14 protein-coding genes are annotated in these 17,746 nt (G+C 53.7%); 7 read left to right on the top strand and 7 right to left on the bottom strand.

Annotated features, from left to right (window positions below):
* Positions 1–30: 30 nt before the first annotated feature.
* The 6 genes from TREPR_RS15050 to TREPR_RS15075 form a co-directional block, all read right to left on the bottom strand.
* Complete coding sequence (locus TREPR_RS15050; protein ID WP_015709207.1) at positions 31–1,221, bottom strand: hypothetical protein; 1,191 nt, start codon at positions 1,219–1,221, stop codon at positions 31–33.
* The gene (locus tag TREPR_RS15055) at positions 1,221–3,980 is read right to left on the bottom strand and encodes a hypothetical protein (RefSeq protein WP_015709208.1); all 2,760 of its coding nucleotides are present in this window, start codon (positions 3,978–3,980) and stop codon (positions 1,221–1,223) included. The genes TREPR_RS15050 and TREPR_RS15055 overlap by 1 nt, the downstream gene beginning before the upstream one ends.
* A gap of 153 nt (positions 3,981–4,133) precedes the next feature.
* Positions 4,134–5,648, bottom strand: coding sequence for a B12-binding domain-containing radical SAM protein (locus TREPR_RS15060; RefSeq protein WP_015709209.1), 1,515 nt, complete (start codon positions 5,646–5,648; stop codon positions 4,134–4,136).
* A gap of 4 nt (positions 5,649–5,652) precedes the next feature.
* Positions 5,653–6,282, bottom strand: a complete 630-nt coding sequence (locus tag TREPR_RS15065; protein ID WP_015709210.1) for a 5' nucleotidase, NT5C type — start codon at positions 6,280–6,282, stop codon at positions 5,653–5,655.
* Positions 6,283–6,297: 15 nt separating this feature from the next.
* Entirely contained in the window at positions 6,298–8,451 is a 2,154-nt protein-coding gene (glgX, locus tag TREPR_RS15070) for a glycogen debranching protein GlgX (protein WP_015709211.1), read from the bottom strand.
* A 9-nt stretch (positions 8,452–8,460) separates the two neighbouring features.
* Entirely contained in the window at positions 8,461–9,297 is an 837-nt protein-coding gene (locus TREPR_RS15075) for a GNAT family N-acetyltransferase (RefSeq protein WP_015709212.1), read from the bottom strand.
* 112 nt (positions 9,298–9,409) lie between these two features.
* Here TREPR_RS15075 and TREPR_RS15080 point away from each other — a divergent pair, with 112 nt between their 5' ends.
* The 6 genes from TREPR_RS15080 (at position 9,410) to TREPR_RS15100 (ending at position 14,428) form a co-directional block, all read left to right on the top strand.
* On the top strand, positions 9,410–10,549 hold the full coding sequence (locus TREPR_RS15080; RefSeq protein ID WP_041611733.1) for a trans-sulfuration enzyme family protein: 1,140 nt from the start codon (positions 9,410–9,412) through the stop codon (positions 10,547–10,549).
* A 99-nt stretch (positions 10,550–10,648) separates the two neighbouring features.
* Positions 10,649–11,050 carry a MetQ/NlpA family ABC transporter substrate-binding protein gene (locus TREPR_RS19030; protein ID WP_245534749.1) on the top strand — a complete coding sequence of 134 codons (402 nt, stop codon included), beginning with the start codon at positions 10,649–10,651 and terminating at the stop codon, positions 11,048–11,050.
* Positions 10,953–11,459: a MetQ/NlpA family ABC transporter substrate-binding protein gene (locus TREPR_RS19035; RefSeq protein WP_245534750.1), complete on the top strand. Its 507-nt coding sequence runs from the start codon at positions 10,953–10,955 to the stop codon at positions 11,457–11,459. The genes TREPR_RS19030 and TREPR_RS19035 overlap by 98 nt, the downstream gene beginning before the upstream one ends.
* An 81-nt stretch (positions 11,460–11,540) precedes the next feature.
* Complete coding sequence (locus TREPR_RS15090; RefSeq protein WP_041611734.1) at positions 11,541–12,578, top strand: methionine ABC transporter ATP-binding protein; 1,038 nt, start codon at positions 11,541–11,543, stop codon at positions 12,576–12,578.
* Positions 12,571–13,251 (top strand): methionine ABC transporter permease, encoded by a 681-nt coding sequence (locus tag TREPR_RS15095; protein WP_015709215.1) that lies wholly within the window; start codon positions 12,571–12,573, stop codon positions 13,249–13,251. The genes TREPR_RS15090 and TREPR_RS15095 overlap by 8 nt, the downstream gene beginning before the upstream one ends.
* 13 nt (positions 13,252–13,264) lie before the next feature.
* Positions 13,265–14,428, top strand: a complete 1,164-nt coding sequence (locus tag TREPR_RS15100) for an amidohydrolase (RefSeq protein ID WP_015709216.1) — start codon at positions 13,265–13,267, stop codon at positions 14,426–14,428.
* A 135-nt stretch (positions 14,429–14,563) separates the two neighbouring features.
* Here TREPR_RS15100 and TREPR_RS15105 read toward each other — a convergent pair whose 3' ends face one another.
* A complete protein-coding gene (locus TREPR_RS15105; protein ID WP_015709217.1) occupies positions 14,564–16,168 on the bottom strand; it encodes an ABC transporter substrate-binding protein in 1,605 nt (534 codons plus the stop codon).
* 164 nt (positions 16,169–16,332) lie between these two features.
* On the opposite strand from TREPR_RS15105, the gene TREPR_RS15110 reads away from it, so the two are divergent.
* Positions 16,333–17,742 (top strand): aminopeptidase, encoded by a 1,410-nt coding sequence (locus TREPR_RS15110; protein ID WP_015709218.1) that lies wholly within the window; start codon positions 16,333–16,335, stop codon positions 17,740–17,742.
* Positions 17,743–17,746: the final 4 nt, after the last annotated feature.

Below are 17,746 nucleotides of genomic sequence, written 5' to 3' on the forward strand. Positions count from 1 at the left end.
TGCGTTTCAAAAATTCAAGGAACAGGCTTCCTAGAAGCCCAGCCGTACCCCCAGGTCAACGCCGTAACCGGCACCATTAAAGCTCTTAACAAAATCCTGGGACTGCAAGGTAAGCCCCACATCAAATTCAATGATCCGAAAATTCAGGGCCAGGCCCAAACGCTCCTTCCATATCAAATCTTCATAATGGGTACCGGCATCCAGGACAAGAATGCTGAAGATGTTAAACTCAGCGGTAAGACCAAAGTCCGCATAAACCGGGGTATCGTAGATACTATTAAAGACCAGGCCAAGATTCGGTTTAAGAGAAAAGATACGGCGGTCAAAGGGACGATAAACCGCATCAAAACCGATCTTAAAGGGACGAAGAATTACCTTTTCAGTATCACTGGCTTCAGACTCGGGGAATTCATAGGTCAGCCCATCTCCAATGTCACTTATTATGTTTTTCATATCGCTTTTAAAGGAAAACGAGCCTGTCATGTTATATCTGTGGTCAAGCTGGGCGGGAAAAAATGGGATATGGACCAGGGTAGCACCAACAGTAAGATTATGCCGCAGGGGGTATTCAGCCCGCAGAGTCAAATCGATCCCGCCCTTATTGAGTATGTCATCCACATTAAAACTGCTCATATCGTCCAGGGAAGATGGAAGATATACATCGGCGCTTAAATCTCCTGAAATGTTGACGGTACCATCACGCTGAGTGATTAAGGAATATCGTGCCAAGGGACTGCTCATATATGCCAGGGGAAGATAATAGGCCGGGCGAAAGGTAAAACGTATCCGTTCAATATCCTTGGAAAACCATGCACCGGCTTCAAAAAAAGCCGCTGCTCCCAGGCCAAAGTTGTCGGAGTAGGTTTTATCTATCTTGTTGCCTTTTGAGATCAGATCCATCAGGGACTGGGGCACCAAAAATTGCCCCATCACATCAGCGTTGGCGAATAGCCCAAAGGCCCATGTTGTCCCTGAATTAAAAGTAAAATAGGCGCCTCCCTGGGAATCCATAAACATACCCAGCCCGAGATGATTAAGCTCATCCGATGTTTTTGAGAAGTCCAGGGTAAGGGTTTCCTGTAGAACATCCACCGTCCTCAGGTAACTGTTGGCAAAGGAGGCGCGGGCATTGACCCCCAATTCACCGAAACGCCGGGGCTTATCCGCAGCCTGGAGAACCGCAGCGCAGCCTAACAGAATTAATAATAAAAGCCGTTTCATTAAAAAATATCCATATCCTCCAGCTCAAACTCATATTCTGCCACCACGGTAATGCCAAACTCAAAGTTTATGCTGCACCCCTTGTTAAGCTGGAATTTTTCAGTAGGAAATTCTAATACCAAGTCAGGCACAAAAGGATAGGTATTTTTAAGCGTATCAAGCTCCGGGGTAACATCCTGCACCAATTGACCCAAAGCAAGAATTGGTATAACCACCGGATACTGCTCATCCCTGTTAACCAGCTTAAGGTTCCCGCTGGTAAACCCGACATTGTTCATATTGATCTTCAAATTAAGGTATTTAACATAGTCAAAATAGGAATTGTCTTCCGGGCCGCTTCTCCAGAATAAATCATCGTCTCCCAAATCTACATCCTGCATGATCATAGATCCCGGGGCATCGCCATTTGGCATGAATTTCAAAGGCGTATCTATGAAAATATTTACTGTGATTTTCACGTCATCCTCAATTTCCTCGTGTATTATCCAGACGCCGTCATCGCTTCCATTTGATATATTAATTTTATAGCTCAGAAACAATGCTGCGTACTGTTCTCTCAGGCTGTCATTTATTATTTCCGTAATATCCATGACGTAGGGAGGCTGCTCCGAATCCTGAAAGATGTCCCCCGCAGATCCGTTAAAAATCGGAAAAGACTCCTGGGGCGTTACCATCTGCTCTAAATCAGGAAATTTACCAACCAATTTACCGATCACTTCCCCATACTGATCCTCTTCCGGCGTAATTGTAGGACCTTCTATTATAGTATCACTGCTGTCACGGTAGGCAGATTCAAAACTCAGGACGGGCTCAATTGAGCTGGGGCCGCTTATGTATAGATAGGCTTTGCATATCTCAAAAAGAATCCCATTATATTGGACCGCATCGCTCAGAGGCATCCCATCGTCATCATCGGGAATTTTTCCTATAAAGTTTCCCTGATCTTCCCCGTCACCACCAGGTCGGACCAGGGCGCTATACCAGTCGAGGATAAGGCTGGCTTGACCGACAATAGGGTCCAGTTCAACAGCCGCACCATCGCCATCGTTAACAGCAAGGTCCTTTAGGGTCAGCCATTTGTTGACCGCATCATAGTCGCCATGGCCGTCAGTCGGACTTATGGTTATTTTAAATTTTATTTTATTATCTTCAATATATTTATTGTCGGGGATTACCCATTCAAACCCCCCATAGGGGTTGTGCTCGGTTATGGGATAGTCACTACTGGTATTGGTAAAAACAATAGGAGGCTTATCCGGATGTTTTGCATAGAGGTCCTTGGTCTCTTCTATATCAAAGACCGGGATCTCAACTTTCATTTTCATATCTTTAATACATTCATCAAATTCCAGGGATATACCCACACCTTCAGCCTCGTCCTCACCCATACCCTCGCGCTTGGGATTAAATACAAGGGTGTGAATCCATTGGGATATTTCCCCTAAATCCTCGATCATTTCATGTTCCAGGGTGGAATGGGTTGGAGATGCGGCATCCCACACAGACACTGTTACTGACGCAAATGTCAAAACTTCGATTTTTGCATCCAAAGGCCTCTTAATTTCTTTGCTTACTATTCCGCTGATCGCGGCTCCCGGCGTTATTTTGATTTTAATTGTCCCGGAGATCCTTATGGATTCGGCCACATTTAAATTGGTCCCATCCTGGATTTTGAGCTTAATCTCCCCCGGCTTATCAGTCGCAACTGCGTCTTTAAGGTAAAAACCCGGGTTGGCCCTAAAATCCTTCGGTTGATCGATTGTTAAATCGTATGTTTTAATATCAAAACCTTTCCACTCTTTTGGCGGAACATCCACATTAAAATGAAAAATCCCCGTTTTAATTGTTGCACGGATAAAATCAGGCGGAAAAGACACACCAATAGGAGTATCAGGAATAACAATAGTAACATCCCCGAGATTAAGGCCGTCGGCATCAGAAATAAGGGTCTCGCGGAATTCTATTTTCATTTTTAATTTAACGGTTCCGGCGGCAGAAGAACGTACAGTTAATCCAAGGGTCTGCAAAGTCAACCCAGCATCATTATGTATCGTTCTGCCTTTCAGGGGTATTATTAAAGCCTCATTAGTGGCAGGATTTGCAGATCCACTTTGAGATTTAATCAATTCGTTAGCTGAGTCAACAAGTTCAACATTTGTAAGTACTATCTGAGTATTAGGAAGAGGCTCTTGCAGACTAAACGTAATCGCTATCTCCCCCTCTTTAAACGTGGCATTAGAGAACCCGTCCAGTTTAATTTTGAGGTTTGGTTTCAAAACCGGATAGACAGGGTCCGGCCAACTTATCACCTCAAGAGAAGGAATAGTTACCTCCCCTCGCGCTTTTTTTTCAAACTCATCAAACACGGGCTGCAAATTAAAGGCAAGATCATCCTTGGGCTTCATTTCATTCATAGAAGGGATATTAAATTCCTGTCTTATCGCCCAAGAACTATCGTCGCTCTGTAATTGATCTTTAAAGTCAAAGCTCATGGGCTTCATAGCATAGTGAATCAAAAAACTCTGGGCAGTATCAGAGGGGTTGTTGTAATCATATATCTTGACATCATCCCCCATGCCGTCGCTGTCAAAGGGCAAATAATCGACCATTTTAAAATTTCCCGACCCAACCCGCACCGTGGAATTCCCCTTCAGCATCACATTGGAGGGAGCCGTGGGCATGCTGGTCGGAATACCGCAGGAAAAAGTCAAGAATACAATGAGGAGGGGTAAAACCAGAGAGGCGGCGGTTTTTTGCATTTCAGAAGCTCCTAGATTACACTGTATAGTATCTTTTCGGAAAATCAAATCATTTAAAATAGAAATAATACAATAGTAGAAAAAAAGAGCACTTTAGGGTAAATTCCGGGGTATTTACCGGATCCGGATGCATGGGAGGATCAGAGCCGCCCCCTAGAGGCCCGCGCTTTCCTCCAGGGCAAGTCGCAGCGCCCCCCGGTCTATCCCCCAGTTCCGCCCAAACCGCCCCAGGAGCCGGTCCGACAAGGCCATGAAGGGGCCGAATACCGGGGCTTTTTCGGGGAAAAGCCGGGAAACCAGATCGGGAAAGGCCCCCCGGTTGACAATAAGCTCCCAAAAACGGGCAAAATTTTTGATACGGTCCAGATCAACCTTTGGCAAAGCAGCGGTTTCCATCACCTCATAGGGCGGCGTTGGGCTGTAGTGCATACCGAAGGGGCCGGTATGGCGGCCTATGGGGGTCCCGGGGAGGAATTTCAGGATACCCAGCTGAATCTCCCCCGGACGCGCCGTCCAGAGCCGGTCAAACCCCTGGGCAAAAGAGCCCAAATCCTCCCCCGGCAGCCCGGCGATGAGGTCCGCGTGGACAATCGCATTAGTCTCCCGGCGCAAGAAATCCAGGGTTTCCAGCTCCTTTTCGGGATCGCTCTGGACCCTGCCTATCAGCGCGGCGGTTTGAGGGTTGAAGGTCTGGATGCCCAGCTCGATCCGGAGGCTGCCTGGGGGAAACCGGGCAAGCAGCTCCTGTAATTCCCGGGGAATCCGGGAAGGGACCATCTCGAAGTGGACAAACATACCCGGATCCAGATGTCTCAGAAAAAATTCCAGGATCCGGGCTGCTTTTTCCATATCCAGGTTGAAGGTCCGGTCCAGAAACTTGAAACTCCGGGCTCCCCGGGCGATCAGGTTTTCCATCTCTCCCAGGAATTTTTCCAGGGGAAATTCCCGTACCTGCCGATCCACACTGCTCAGGCAGAACTCACAACCGAAGGGACATCCCCGGGAGGCTTCCACATAGGTGAGCTTCCGCTCCAGGTCCTCGGCGGTATACAGCCGATACCCAGGATCGATACCCCCAAGCCCCGGCTGGGGGGCGTCGATAAAGGTGGTCCCCGGCAACTTGCTGCGCAAGTTGCTCGGAGTTTTGGCCCAGCCAAAACTCCACAGCGGCGGTACGGGAGCGGCCGCCGGAACGTCCGGATGGGACGCCAGAGAGTCCGGAGGGGCAGACGGGGAGCCCAGCGCTGTTTCGCAGAGTTCCCGAAAAGCCGCCTCCCCTTCCCCGCGTATAACATAATCGGCGTGGTGGAAGAGCGCCGCGTTCTCCGGTAGGGTCGATGCCTCGGGGCCGCCCAGGACGATGAGTGGCCGGGGGGTACTTTCAACGGTGGAGCCTTGGTCGGGGCTGCCCTCATCGGCCCAGGCCAGGTCCAGGGCGTCCAGCAGTTCCGCGGTGGCGGTGTGGTTCCAGATGGAGACCGAGAGGCCCAAAATGCGGGGCCGGGCCGCCAGGATGGGGCCGGTCTTTTCGGACAAAGGCTGGCGCAGGGCGAATTCCAGGATTTCACAGCGGGGCTCCAGGGCGCCCAGATTGGCCTTGAGGAGCCGCAGGGCTAGGGAGGGGTGGATCCACTTGGCGTTAATGGTGGCCAGAACGATGTCGGGCAATTCCTTACCTGGTCCGGAACCCCGTGGCGCCGAACAAATCCAGGGTGCCGGTGGTCCACTCTTCCTTGGCATCCATCACCAGGCGCTCCACATCCTGCCAGGTGTCGGCCCGGGGGCCGGCGATGCGGCGGTTAGTAGAATTGGTGAAGACGATGGTGCGGCAGCCCTGGTCCCGCAGACGGGTCACGTTGTCCGGGGAGTCGTCGATGTAGACGTGGGCTCCCACGGCGCCCTTGTCGGCCATGAAGCAGATGTCCCAGTAGGGGATGTCGTAGGAGTCCAGCCAGTCCACGGTCTGGGTAATCGAAGTTTTGTGGAAGTACTTGAGAAAAAGCCGATGGGTGATGATGCGGATCCGGATGCCGTGCATGGAGAGTTTCCGTAATACTGCGGGGGCATCTTTGATGGGGGTCATGTCCCGGAAGAGGTTGCGCTGGGTTACGGCGAAGCGGTGGAGCCGGTCGTAGCCGCCGAATTCGGCGATGCCCCACTCATCCAGGCCGAAGCCCACTTCTTCAGGCAGGGACTCCAGGGGCCTATCCAGCCATTCCGCGGCAATGCGCCGCATGGCGCCGTAGAAATCCCCTACCACGCCGTCAAGATCTACACCGATAATAAAACTGCTTTCATCCATTGCGTAAAAACCTTTTTAGATAACTTTTGAAAGGAGTATGGCCATACTGCGGCTCTGCATATAGTACTCGTCCTGATCCGGCAGGGGCAGCTCGTTGCCTGCGCTGAGGATGTCATCCGGCGGGGGCAGGCTGGTGTCCATGGCGAGGTACCATCTCTTTCCCGCCAGGGGCTCGCAGATCTTAAAGTGGGCCTGCCGATCAGCGGGGTTAAACATGATGAAGAAGTCGCTGTCGTCCCGGTCCGCCAGTATATCTGCGCGGCTGCCGTCCATGCGCAGGGCCAGGCAGTACTCGGTTTTTTCCCAGTCCGGGGCATTGCCCTTTTCGTCGAACCAGATGATGTCCGGGGTGGCGTTGTAGGCGCCGTCACGGCCGGTGTAGAATTCCGGGCGCATAAAGCCGTGGTGCCGCAGGCGGAAGGCTATCATCTCTTTAACAAAGCGGAAAAGTTCCTGATTCTGCTCCATCAGGGTCCAGTCGTACCAGGAGATTTCGTTGTCCTGGCAATAGGCGTTGTTGTTCCCCCCCTGGGTCCGGGCAAACTCGTCGCCCCCTAAAAGCATGGGGGTTCCCAGGGACACCATCAGGGTGGCCACAAAATTTTTCAGCTGCCGTTCCCGGATGCCTTCCAAAGAGGAGCTGTTAGAGGGGCCTTCCACACCATAGTTGTTGCTCAGGTTATTGTCCCCGCCGTCCCGGTTATCCTCGCCGTTTTCTTCATTGTGTTTGCCGTTGTAGGACACCAGGTCCCGCAGGGTAAAGCCATCGTGGCTGGTGAGAAAGTTTATTGAATGAAAGGGCTTCCTGCCGTCCCGAAGGTACAGGTCCGCGCTGCCTGAAATCCGGGTGGCCAGGTGCTGTACCTGGAAGGGGTCCCCGCGCCAGTAGCGGCGCACCTCGTCCCGGTAGCGGTCGTTCCATTCGGCCCAGCGGCCCCCGGGGAACCAGCCCACCTGGTAGGCGCCCCCGGCGTCCCAGGCTTCGGCGATAATTTTAGTGCTGCTCAGGACCGGGTCTTCGGCGATGCGTTCCAACACCGGAGGGTTCTCCATAAGCCGGCCCTGCTGGTCCCGACCCAGAATAGATCCCAGATCAAAGCGGAAGCCGTCAACGTGCATTTCCATTACCCAGTACTGGAGGCATTCGAGAATAAAGGTGCGCACCACCGGGTGATTACAGTTCACCGTATTGCCGCAGCCGGAATAATTTTTGTAATACCGCTTGTTGCCGTCGAGCATATAGTAGATGGTGTTGTCCAGGCCACGGAACGAATAGGTGGGGCCCCACTCGTTGCCTTCGGCGGTGTGGTTGAACACAATGTCCAAAATCACTTCGATCCCCGCCTTGTGGAGCTCCCGGACCATTTCCTTGAATTCCCGGACCTGGCCACCGGGGGTTTTGTCCCAGGCGTAGGAACCCTTGGGGGCGAAAAAGGACACCGTGGAATAACCCCAGTAGTTTACCAGGGTCTTGCCGGTGCCGGGGTTTTTCCGGGAAAGCTCCCCTTCGTAAAATTCCTGGATGGGGAGGAATTCCAGGCTGGTGATCCCCAGCTCCTTGAAGAAGGGTATTTTTTCAATCACCCCCAGATAGGTGCCTGGATGCTGCACCCCCGAATTGGGGTGGGCGGTCAGGCCCCGGACATGGGTTTCGTAGAGCACGCTGAAACGCAGGGGGTAGTTGATGGGCCGGTCCCCCTGCCAGTCAAAGTCATCGTCAACAACAATGCACCGGGGCTGGCTGCGGATATTGTCTTTATAAGAAAAGGACAGATCGTTGAAAGCTCCCTCGGCGTTGTACCCCACCGAGGCGGCCATATCCCAGACAGAGAGATCCGTCATGGCTTTGGCATAGGGGTCCAGCAGGGCCTTGTAGGGGTTGAACCGGAATCCCTTTTCCGGGACATAGGGGCCGTCCGCCCGGTACAGGTACTGGGTACCCGGGCCAAGCCCCCGGATATGGCAGTGCCAAATATCGCCGGTACGGTTTCTGCGTTTATTCAGGGAAATTTCTTCAAAGTCGCTGTCGGGATCCGCAGACTCAAAGATGATCAGGGTCATGGCCGTGGCATGCCGAGAGAATATCGAGAAGTTTACTCCGGTCTCGGTCGGTTCCGCGCCCAAGGGAAGGGCCTTTCCGATATCCGCGATAAAATTGCCTAATCCCATTCTTCTATACTACCATACTTGTCCGCTGCGGAATAGCTCAACAAACTGAAAAGGGTCGATATTCTTTGCCCCGAGAAATTCCTTGTAATCCAGGGGCATGCCCAGGTCCCAAAAGGGGGCGCCCTGTTGTTCCAGATATCGGGCGGTGAGGATCATCTGGGCGGATCCGGCGTTATCCTCGTCATAATAACCGGAATAGCTGGTGTATACCTTCCCGGCCAGGATACCGAATTCCCCGGCCCGCAGCTTCCCGTCCCGGTATACCCCGAAGGAAAGTGGCTTTACGGGCATTTCAGGCCGGGCCCGTATTTCCCGGATAAGGTCTCGCAGAGGTTCCGTGAGCCACTCATCGTCATGGACCTCCACACAGCGGCGGAGGATATGGTCAAAGTCCGAGGCAGGGCCTGAGGGGAGGGAAAATAGGGCTTCCATACCCTGGATCTCCCCGGCAGGAATCCCGTCCACCCGCAGTTCATACCGGGGCAGGAAACGGCGTATCGTTTTTGTCACATGCAGATCCGGAAAGAACAGCGCCGAACGCTCCAGGTGGAGTTTTGGCAGCAGGAGATACTGGGGTAACGGGTTCGCAGCGGGGCCGGCAGTGTGGGGAGCTTCACCCTCCCCCTCCGGCTCCTCCCCCAAGTTGGCGGACATGACCAGGAACCCCGCTTTCATGAGGTCCGCAACAAAGCCCGCCTCAAAGTCCAGGGCCAGACAGAATTCCTCGTCATAGCCCGTTGCCAGCATGGCGTCGACTATCCAATCGGGATCATCCCGGGGATCGATCAGAATATGCCCTGAAGCGGTATAGCGGACTAAAGCCCGATGGGGAAAGCGGGAGGTCATGGGAGGATTTTACACCGCATCGGGAAGGCCCGGCAAGCTTATCTTCCTGTTGTCTTTTTTACCCCCTTTCCCTATACTTTCGATACTTTACACAAGACTTAACGGGGGTATTATGAACAAGGGTTCCTTATTGATTCACAATGGCCATGAACTGGATCCGGCTACCGGGGCGTTGGGAGTAACCGTATACCAGACATCGACCTTTTACCGGAAAGACATGACCGGCAAACAAACCCAGGAATTCGACTATTCCCGGGGGGGCAACCCTACCCGGAAGGCCCTGGAAGAGACCATCGCAATCCTGGAGGGCGGGGCAAAGGGCTATGCCTTTGGAAGCGGGATGGCGGCTATTTCTTCGGTAATAGGGCTCCTGGCCACGGGGGATCACATCATTGCACCCCAGGATATTTATGGCGGAAGCTGGGTCATTATGGATACCTTCTATAAAAGGTGGGGCCTTGAACTGACCCTGGTGGATACCGCGGATCCGGAAAATATCAGGAAGGCCATCAAGCCCAACACTAAGGCGCTGTACCTGGAATCCCCTTCGAATCCCCTGCTCAAGATTACGGACCTCAAGGCCTGTCTGGGGATTGCCCGGGAAGCGGGGCTCCTTTCTATTGTAGATAATACCTTCATGACCCCCTACCTTCAGCGGCCCATTGAATTGGGGGCGGATGTGGTGGTCCATTCGGCAACTAAGTTCCTGGGCGGCCACAGCGACGTAATTTCCGGGCTGGCGGTAACCAAAACGGCGGAGCTGGGGCAAAGGCTGTATGCGGTACAGAACAGTTTCGGCGCCGTGCCCGGCCCCTGGGATACCTGGCTGGTCATCCGGGGGATCAAGACCCTCAAGGTGCGGCTGGAAACCCAGCAAGCCACGGCGAAACGTGTGGCGGAATGGCTCCTGACCCATAAAAACGTGACCAATGTCTATTATCCAGGCCTGGAGAACCATCCAGGCGCCGAGGTCCACCGGTCCCAGTCCTCAGGTCCCGGGGCCATGCTGTCTTTCAAGACCAAAACCACCGAACAGGCCCTCAATTTCTACAGCCGGATCAAACTGGCCGCCGCTGCCCCCAGCCTGGGTGGGGTGGAAAGCATCGCTTCCTATCCGGTCAAGATGAGCCACGTAGCCATGGCCCCGGCGGAGCGGGAGCGGCTGGGCATCACCGATACCCTGGTCCGCATTGCCATAGGCCTGGAGGATGCGGATGACCTGATCGCCGATTTCGACCAGGCCCTGAGCTAAGGCTTGTCCCAAAACGGCGAAAGGCCCCTAAAAAGGGCTTGACTTTATATTTCCTACAATTAATATATGAATAATATTCATATTATAAGGAGCGAGGAAATGAAAAGAACATTACTGGTTATAGCGGCGCTGCTCATAGGTGCGTCAGCCTTTGCGGGGGGAGCTAAACAGCAGTCCAACGAGCGGGTGGTGAAGGTTGGCGTGGTGGGGGATATTACGGATATGTGGACACCCATTGCGGAGGCTCTGAAAAAAGAAGGGGTCATTATCGAACTGGTCAAATTTTCAGAATATGTGCTGCCCAACCGGGCCCTGGAGGACGGCGAGATTGATTTAAACGCCTTTCAGCATTACGCCTACCTGAACAATGAAATCAGCACCAAGGGCTACCACATTTCCCCGGTTGGAGAAACCATACTGGCGCCCCTGGGCCTGTATTTCCCGGAAAGTAAAATCCGTTTCGGAGATAAAGACCGGGGACAAGATCGCCATTCCCAATGATCTGGTAAACGGAGGCCGGGCGCTCAGGGTGCTTGAAAAAGCGGGGCTGCTTACAATCCCTGCGTCGGCGGGACCCACTCCCCTCATCACGGATATTACCGCAAACCCCCTGAAACTGGAAATCATTGAAGTGGAAGCGGCCCAAACCCCGCGGCTCCTGGACGATGTTACCGCCTCAATCGTCAACGGGGGCCATGCGGTTGACGCGGGGCTTAATCCGGATCGGGACAGCATTGCCCTGGAGAAGCAGTCCGAAAATGGCGACAATCCCTATATCAACATACTGGCGGTCCGTACCTCTGAAAAGGACGACCCGGTTTACAAGCGCATCGTGGAGGAATATCATACCGATGTGGTGAAGGGAATCATACAGTCAGCATATAAGGGCGCATTTACCACCGCATGGTAAACAACGCAGAATAACTAACGCAGGGGCGCAAAAAAGCGACCCCGGGGACCGGGTGGTCCCGGGAGCAGATTGACCGGCAAAATGATTCAACTTACCAATGTTACCAAAACTTTCGGCGGGAACGGAAACCCTGCCGTGGAGGCGGTCAAAAACGTATCCCTCACGGTGGAGGATGGAGAAATTTTCGGAGTCATCGGATTTTCCGGGGCCGGGAAAAGTACCCTGGTCCGCTGTATCAATATGCTTGAACGGCCCGATTCGGGAACAGTAATAGTAAACGGCCAAAACCTGACGGCCCTCCCGGACCGGGAACTCCGTTTGGCCCGCCGGAATATGGGCATGATCTTTCAGCACTTCAACCTGTTCCGATCCCGGACTGTGGCTGAAAAAATCGCCTTCCCCCTGAAGTACCGGGGGGCCACAAAAAAACAGATTGCAGACAGGGTAGAAGAACTGCTCAACCTGGTGGATCTGACGGACAAGGAAAAGGTCTACCCTTCCCAGCTTTCCGGTGGGCAAAAACAACGGGTGGGCATAGCCCGGGCCCTGGCCTCAAACCCATCGGTACTGCTCTGCGACGAGGCCACCAGCGCCCTGGACCCCCAGACAACCCAGTCAATCCTGGCCCTGCTCAGGGACCTCAACAAAAAGCTGGGCCTCACTATTATTATCATCACCCACGAAATGAACGTGGTGAAGTCCATCAGCACCAGAGCTGCGGTTATGGACAGGGGGGAGGTTATCGAACAGGGTTCCATTTTTGATATTTTTTCAAACCCGTCGCACAGAATTACCAAAGATTTTGTGGCCACTACTTCCAATTTGCAAAAAATCTACGATCTGATTAGAGAAGATTCCCCCATCATCCGCCTTAAACCGAATCAGATCCTTGCCCGTTTTAGTTATACCGGGCGGAACACCGTGGAAGCCCTGATTTCCAACGCATCAATACTGTTCAATGTGAAGATCAACATTATTTTTGGTGACCTGGATATTATTCAGGATACCCCCATGGGCGGACTTATCAATATCATTGACGGCGAACCGGAGGCTGTTGAAAAGGCTATACAGTGGATAACTGAAAAAGGAGTCCGGGTGGAGGTGATCAAGCATGGATGAAATACTGAAAAAACTGGCGCTCAACATGGTAAACAAGGTACCGGAACTGATAAAGTGTTTCTGGCAGACCCTGCACATGATGGCCCTGACCGGGATAATAGCTTTCACCATCGGCCTGGTGCTGGCGCTTATCCTGACCGTCACCCGCAAGGGGGATATCCTGGAAAACCTAAGCCTCTGGACCGTACTGGACAAGATCATCAACCTGTTCCGGTCCATCCCCTTCATCATACTCCTGGCATTGCTCATCCCGGTGACCCGGTTTATCGCGGGCACCGCCATTGGGGTAAAGGGTTCCATCGTACCCCTGGTATTCGGCACTGCCCCCTTCTTTACCCGGCAGATGGAAAATGCCTTGGCAGAAATCGATCGAGGCTCCATCGAGGCGGCCCAGTCCATAGGGACAGGCCCCTGGGGCATCATTTTCCGGGTGTACCTCAAGGAAAGCGTTCCCGGCATCATCCGGGGGACCACCATCACTTTTATTAACCTGGTGGGGCTTACCGCCATGGCCGGGGCAGTGGGCGGCGGCGGCTTGGGAGACTTTGCCATCCGCTACGGCTACCAACGCTATCAAACCGACATTACCGTTATTACAGTAATAATACTGATACTCATCGTTACGGTCATTCAGGCTCTGGGTTCCTTCTTTTCAAAGAAAACTCTGCATTAGCAAAGGAGAAATTATGCCCAACAGGGATCTGCAAGGTATACTGGAATCCCATTTTGAATGGTTCCACCGCCGCCCGGAACTCAGCAATCAGGAACATGAAACCACCGCCCATATCAGGGAAATCCTGGAAGCCGCAGGGATAGAAATACTGGATGTCCCCCTAAAAACCGGCCTGGTAGCCCGGCTGAAAGGCAGCATAAGTGAAGGCCCGGTAGTGGCCCTGCGGAGCGACATTGACGCCCTGAGCATCACCGAGGTATCCCAATCCCCCTACCCTTCGGAACATCCCGGGGTCATGCACGCCTGCGGACACGACTTTCACCTCACTTCCCTGCTGGGCGCAGCGGTACTGCTGCAAAAAGAACGTGATACTTTACCAGGAGCCATCAAGCTTCTCTTTCAGCCTGCCGAGGAAGGGGGCAATGGGGCTCAGCAGGTACTGGATTCGGGGGTCCTGGATGACGTGCAGGAAATCTACGGCCTGCATACCAGTGCGGAGCATGAAAGTGGGATCATCGCGGTCAGCCCCGGCGCTGTCAATGCGGCGGTGGGGGCCTTCCGCATACTCCTCCATGGCAAGGGCGGACACGCTGCCCTGCCCCATTTCTGCCTGGACCCCATACCGGCGGCAGCCCAGATTATCAGCGCCGCCCAGACCATTGTCAGCCGCACCATCAGCCCCTTTGATCAGGCGGTTCTCAGTATTACCCACATAGAAGCAGGCACCACCTGGAATGTGATCCCCCCGGAAGCCCTGCTGGAAGGCACCATACGTACCTTCAACACAGAAAGACTAAGCGAGGTTTCGGAACAGCTGGAGAAACTTGCCCGGGGCATCGGAGAAAATATGGGTCTTAAGGTGGAGTATTCCTGGCAAATCAACACAGTTGCTACGAACAACGATCCCCTGTTAAGCGGCTTCGTAGCCGACACCGCCCGAAACCTAGGATTCACAGTAGTACCCGCCGTACCAAGCATGGGAGGCGAAGATTTTGCCCTGTACCAGCAGCGCATCCCCGGGGCATTCTGGACCATCGGCGTTGGTAGCCCCCAGGCTCTTCACCACCCGGGCTTCACTGCTGACCCTGCGGCGCTGTCCACCGCAGCGGAACTGATGGCAGCGCTTGGCGTTGCTGCACTGCGGCGCATGGCGGATAACCCGGAAAGGGCACTATAGGGATTGGTTCTGGATGGGAGTTAAGGCAATCAACTATACACACAGAATAGCTGCAAAGACATCATTTCGTCTTCACAGCTATTCTGCGTAAAGAACTCTCCAACTAAAGTCGGTGTTGCAAGTAACGCTTCTTCCTTACTTTGCCGCCTTCAGGTTCTGCACAGGCAGCACCCAGAGCCAGGCCGGGGTAACCTCAAGGCCGGTATACTTCTTATTCAGAGCGCTGTGCCGGTTTGAGTAGTCAAAGACGATATAGGGAACATCGCTGACCACAATATCCATGAACTGAGTCTGAATTTCAAAACGCCGGGCAGGATCGATGGTGGTCCGCTGAGCTTCGATAAGCTCGTCAATCCGGGGATTGGCGTAGGCGGATGAATTGTAGCCATCTTCCCCTGCCTGACCTGATGCGAACAGGATTTCAATATTACTGTTCAGATCCGGATAGTCCGCTTCCCAATTGCCGAAAAGCATATCGTAGTCCCGTTTCCCGTTGGCATCCAGGATGCTCCCCATCTGATAGGTATCCTGTTCATCACCGGATACCCTGCGGATCTCAACATTGATATTGAGGGGCTTCAGGGCTTCCTGGAGGAAGAGGGCGCGCTGGTTGTCCACTGAGGAGTCGCTGACAATAACATTACAGTTAAACCCGTTTGGGTAGCCGGACTGGGCAAGGGACTGCCTGGCCTGGGCTAAATCGTAGTTGTAGGACCCGGTCTTTTGCAGGTACTGTTGCCACTTGGAAGCATCGCTGCCGTAGAGGGCTGAGCCGAAGGGAAGGACGGTTCCCAGGGTCCCGGTATTTTTGATAATGGTCCGCTGGAATTCGCTCAGGTTTAGTGCATGGGAAATGGCCTTTCGCACATTCACATCGTTAAAAGGCGCACGCTGGGTGTTCATGGACAGGAAGGAAAGCCTGTAGGAATCAACGATGGTGAGTGTAACGTTTTTATCCGAGGCTAGCTGATCCAGCTGATCCGGGGGCAGATTGGCGCTGAAGTCCACGCTGCCGGTCTGGAGGGCGATTATCCGGGTGGTGTCATCGGGGATGACCTTGTACACCAGGGTGTCAACGATATTAGAGGCCAGCTTTGCTTTGTCCCAGTAGTTGGTGTTTTTCTTCAGCACGATCTCCTGGCCGCTGGTCCAGCTCTGGTACACAAAGGGGCCGGTAGCAATAATGCCGCCCTGGGCACTGCCAAAATCATCGGCGTGCTTTTCATAGTAAGCTTTGCTGATGATCCGGCCGGAGCCGATGGCGGGGATGTACTTGAAGATCGCCGAAGGCTGGCTCAGTTTTATGGTGAGCTGCCAGGGACCTGTGGCGCTGATGCTTGCCACATCCGCATAGAAGTCGGCAAAGTAGGTCCCGCCATCGGGGTTCCGGTACCGCTCCAGGGAGAAGACCACGTCATCCATGGTCATCTTGGTGCCGTCGGAAAAAACGATATCATCCCGCACTTCGTACACATAAGTGAGGTCGTCGGTCTGGCGCCAGCTTTTTGCCAGTTCGGGGACAATGTTGTTGCCCGCATCCAGAGTCAGGAGACCCTCAGTGATCTGGTTGGTAACCTGGTTGGTGACAAAGTTCCAGGCGACCCCGGGGTCCACCGCTCGGATATCTTCGCTTAAGGCGATGGTAAAGGTCACTCCCTTTCCCTGATCAGCCTTTCCCCCGGCAAATGCCAGGGCGGTGCAGAGAACCGGCAGTACTAAAAGACAAGGCAATTTTTTCATCAAATCCTCCTCCATTTTTCCTCGATCCTTACAGACCGGGCTTTTACTATATAGTATTATACCTAAACAGGGAGACAACTTACCAGATACCTCATCGCCCCTTTCCGCACCAGGGTTCAGGGTTCAGTGGACAGGGAGCGGCCACTCTTTCTATAATCAAACCTATGGACGATACTTTGAAAAACACACTGCTTTTTCCCTGGAAAAACGCCTCCTCCTTCATGAGCGGGGAGGAAATTGCGGCGGCGGACGCCTATTGCCGGGGGTATATAGCATTTCTCAATGCGGTTAAGACCGAGCGGGAAGCGGTCCGGGAAGGGATCAGGATTGCTGAAAAAAACGGCTTTGTCCCATGGCAGACGGGCGCGGCCTTTGCCCCGGGGGACAAGGTGTACTTTAACCAGCGGGACAAGGCGTTGATCCTCTGCATTGCGGGGAAGCGACCTCTAACGGAGGGTATTTCTATTGTGGCGGCCCATCTGGATTCCCCCCGGCTTGACCTGAAACTGCGGCCTCTCTACGAGGAAGCAGGGGCGGCTTTTTTTGACACCCACTATTATGGCATGGTCAAAGCCTACCAGTGGACCGGCATACCCCTTGCCCTGCACGGCTACATAGTCCCCAAGGACGGGCAGGGAATCAATGTTTGTATTGGGGAAGCGCCAGAGGACCCGGTGCTGTTTATCGCAGACCTTCTGCCCCACCTGGCAAAGGCGCAGATGGAGCTCCCGGGTAAGGAAATGGTTAAGGCCGAAGACTTGGATGTGCTTGCGGGGCTTAGCCCTTGTCCGGGGGAATCCGGGGATGGCGCAGTAAAGCTGAACATCCTGCGCATCCTTTACGAAAAATACGGCGTTACCGAGGGTGACCTCGTTTCGGCGGAACTTTCAGTGGTGCCCGCCTTTCCTGCACGGGACCTGGGCCTAGACCGGAGCATGGTGGGCGGCTACGGGCAGGACGACAAGGTTTGCGCATATCCTGCTATGGACGCCCTGTTCTCCCTTACGGAGCCTCCCGATTACTGTGCCTGTGTAGTCTTTGCGGACAAAGAAGAAACCGGCTCCCTGGGCATGACCGGCATGTCGTCAAATTTCTTCGACAGTTTTATTAAGGAGCTTGCAACCACCCAAGGTGGCGCCGGTTCCGGTGAGGAGAAAGGGCGGAGGGCACTAGGCAATTCCCTCTGCATTTCCGCCGACGTGAACACCGCCTTTTATCACTTGTATGCAGATGTGTTCGACCCCCACTACGAAGCGGCGCTGAACCACGGGGTGGTACTGTTCCGCTACTGGGGACAGGGGGGCAAGGACCATACCAATGACGCCCATGCGGAAACGGTAGCTGTACTGCGGAAAATTTTGGATGACAGCGGCGTACTCTGGCAGACCGGAGAAGGGGGCAGGGTTGACGCCGAAGAAAGTGGCACCCTTTCCCGGTTCTTCGCAAGCCTGAACATCCCTTCGATTGATCTGGGGGTGCCCCTGCTCTCCATGCACTCACCCTTTGAAGCCGCCGCAAAGGCGGATATCTACATGGCCTACCGGGCCTTTACGGCGTTTTTCAAAAGGGCATAGAATT

Origin of the sequence: Treponema primitia ZAS-2 (assembly GCF_000214375.1) — a bacterium.
GTDB lineage: Bacteria > Spirochaetota > Spirochaetia > Treponematales > Breznakiellaceae > Termitinema > Termitinema primitia.

Excerpts from the sequence above, each read along its gene's own strand:
- TREPR_RS15050 (WP_015709207.1), bottom strand. The coding sequence starts at position 1,221 with ATGAAACGGCTTTTATTATTAATTCTGTTAGGCTGCGCTGCGGTTCTC.
- TREPR_RS15055 (WP_015709208.1), bottom strand. The coding sequence starts at position 3,980 with ATGCAAAAAACCGCCGCCTCTCTGGTTTTACCCCTCCTCATTGTATTC.
- TREPR_RS15065 (WP_015709210.1), bottom strand. The coding sequence starts at position 6,282 with ATGGATGAAAGCAGTTTTATTATCGGTGTAGATCTTGACGGCGTGGTA.
- glgX (WP_015709211.1), bottom strand. The coding sequence starts at position 8,451 with ATGGGATTAGGCAATTTTATCGCGGATATCGGAAAGGCCCTTCCCTTG.
- TREPR_RS15075 (WP_015709212.1), bottom strand. The coding sequence starts at position 9,297 with ATGACCTCCCGCTTTCCCCATCGGGCTTTAGTCCGCTATACCGCTTCA.
- TREPR_RS15080 (WP_041611733.1), top strand. The coding sequence starts at position 9,410 with ATGAACAAGGGTTCCTTATTGATTCACAATGGCCATGAACTGGATCCG.
- TREPR_RS19030 (WP_245534749.1), top strand. The coding sequence starts at position 10,649 with ATGAAAAGAACATTACTGGTTATAGCGGCGCTGCTCATAGGTGCGTCA.
- TREPR_RS15090 (WP_041611734.1), top strand. The coding sequence starts at position 11,541 with ATGATTCAACTTACCAATGTTACCAAAACTTTCGGCGGGAACGGAAAC.
- TREPR_RS15095 (WP_015709215.1), top strand. The coding sequence starts at position 12,571 with ATGGATGAAATACTGAAAAAACTGGCGCTCAACATGGTAAACAAGGTA.
- TREPR_RS15100 (WP_015709216.1), top strand. The coding sequence starts at position 13,265 with ATGCCCAACAGGGATCTGCAAGGTATACTGGAATCCCATTTTGAATGG.
- TREPR_RS15105 (WP_015709217.1), bottom strand. The coding sequence starts at position 16,168 with ATGAAAAAATTGCCTTGTCTTTTAGTACTGCCGGTTCTCTGCACCGCC.
- TREPR_RS15110 (WP_015709218.1), top strand. The coding sequence starts at position 16,333 with ATGGACGATACTTTGAAAAACACACTGCTTTTTCCCTGGAAAAACGCC.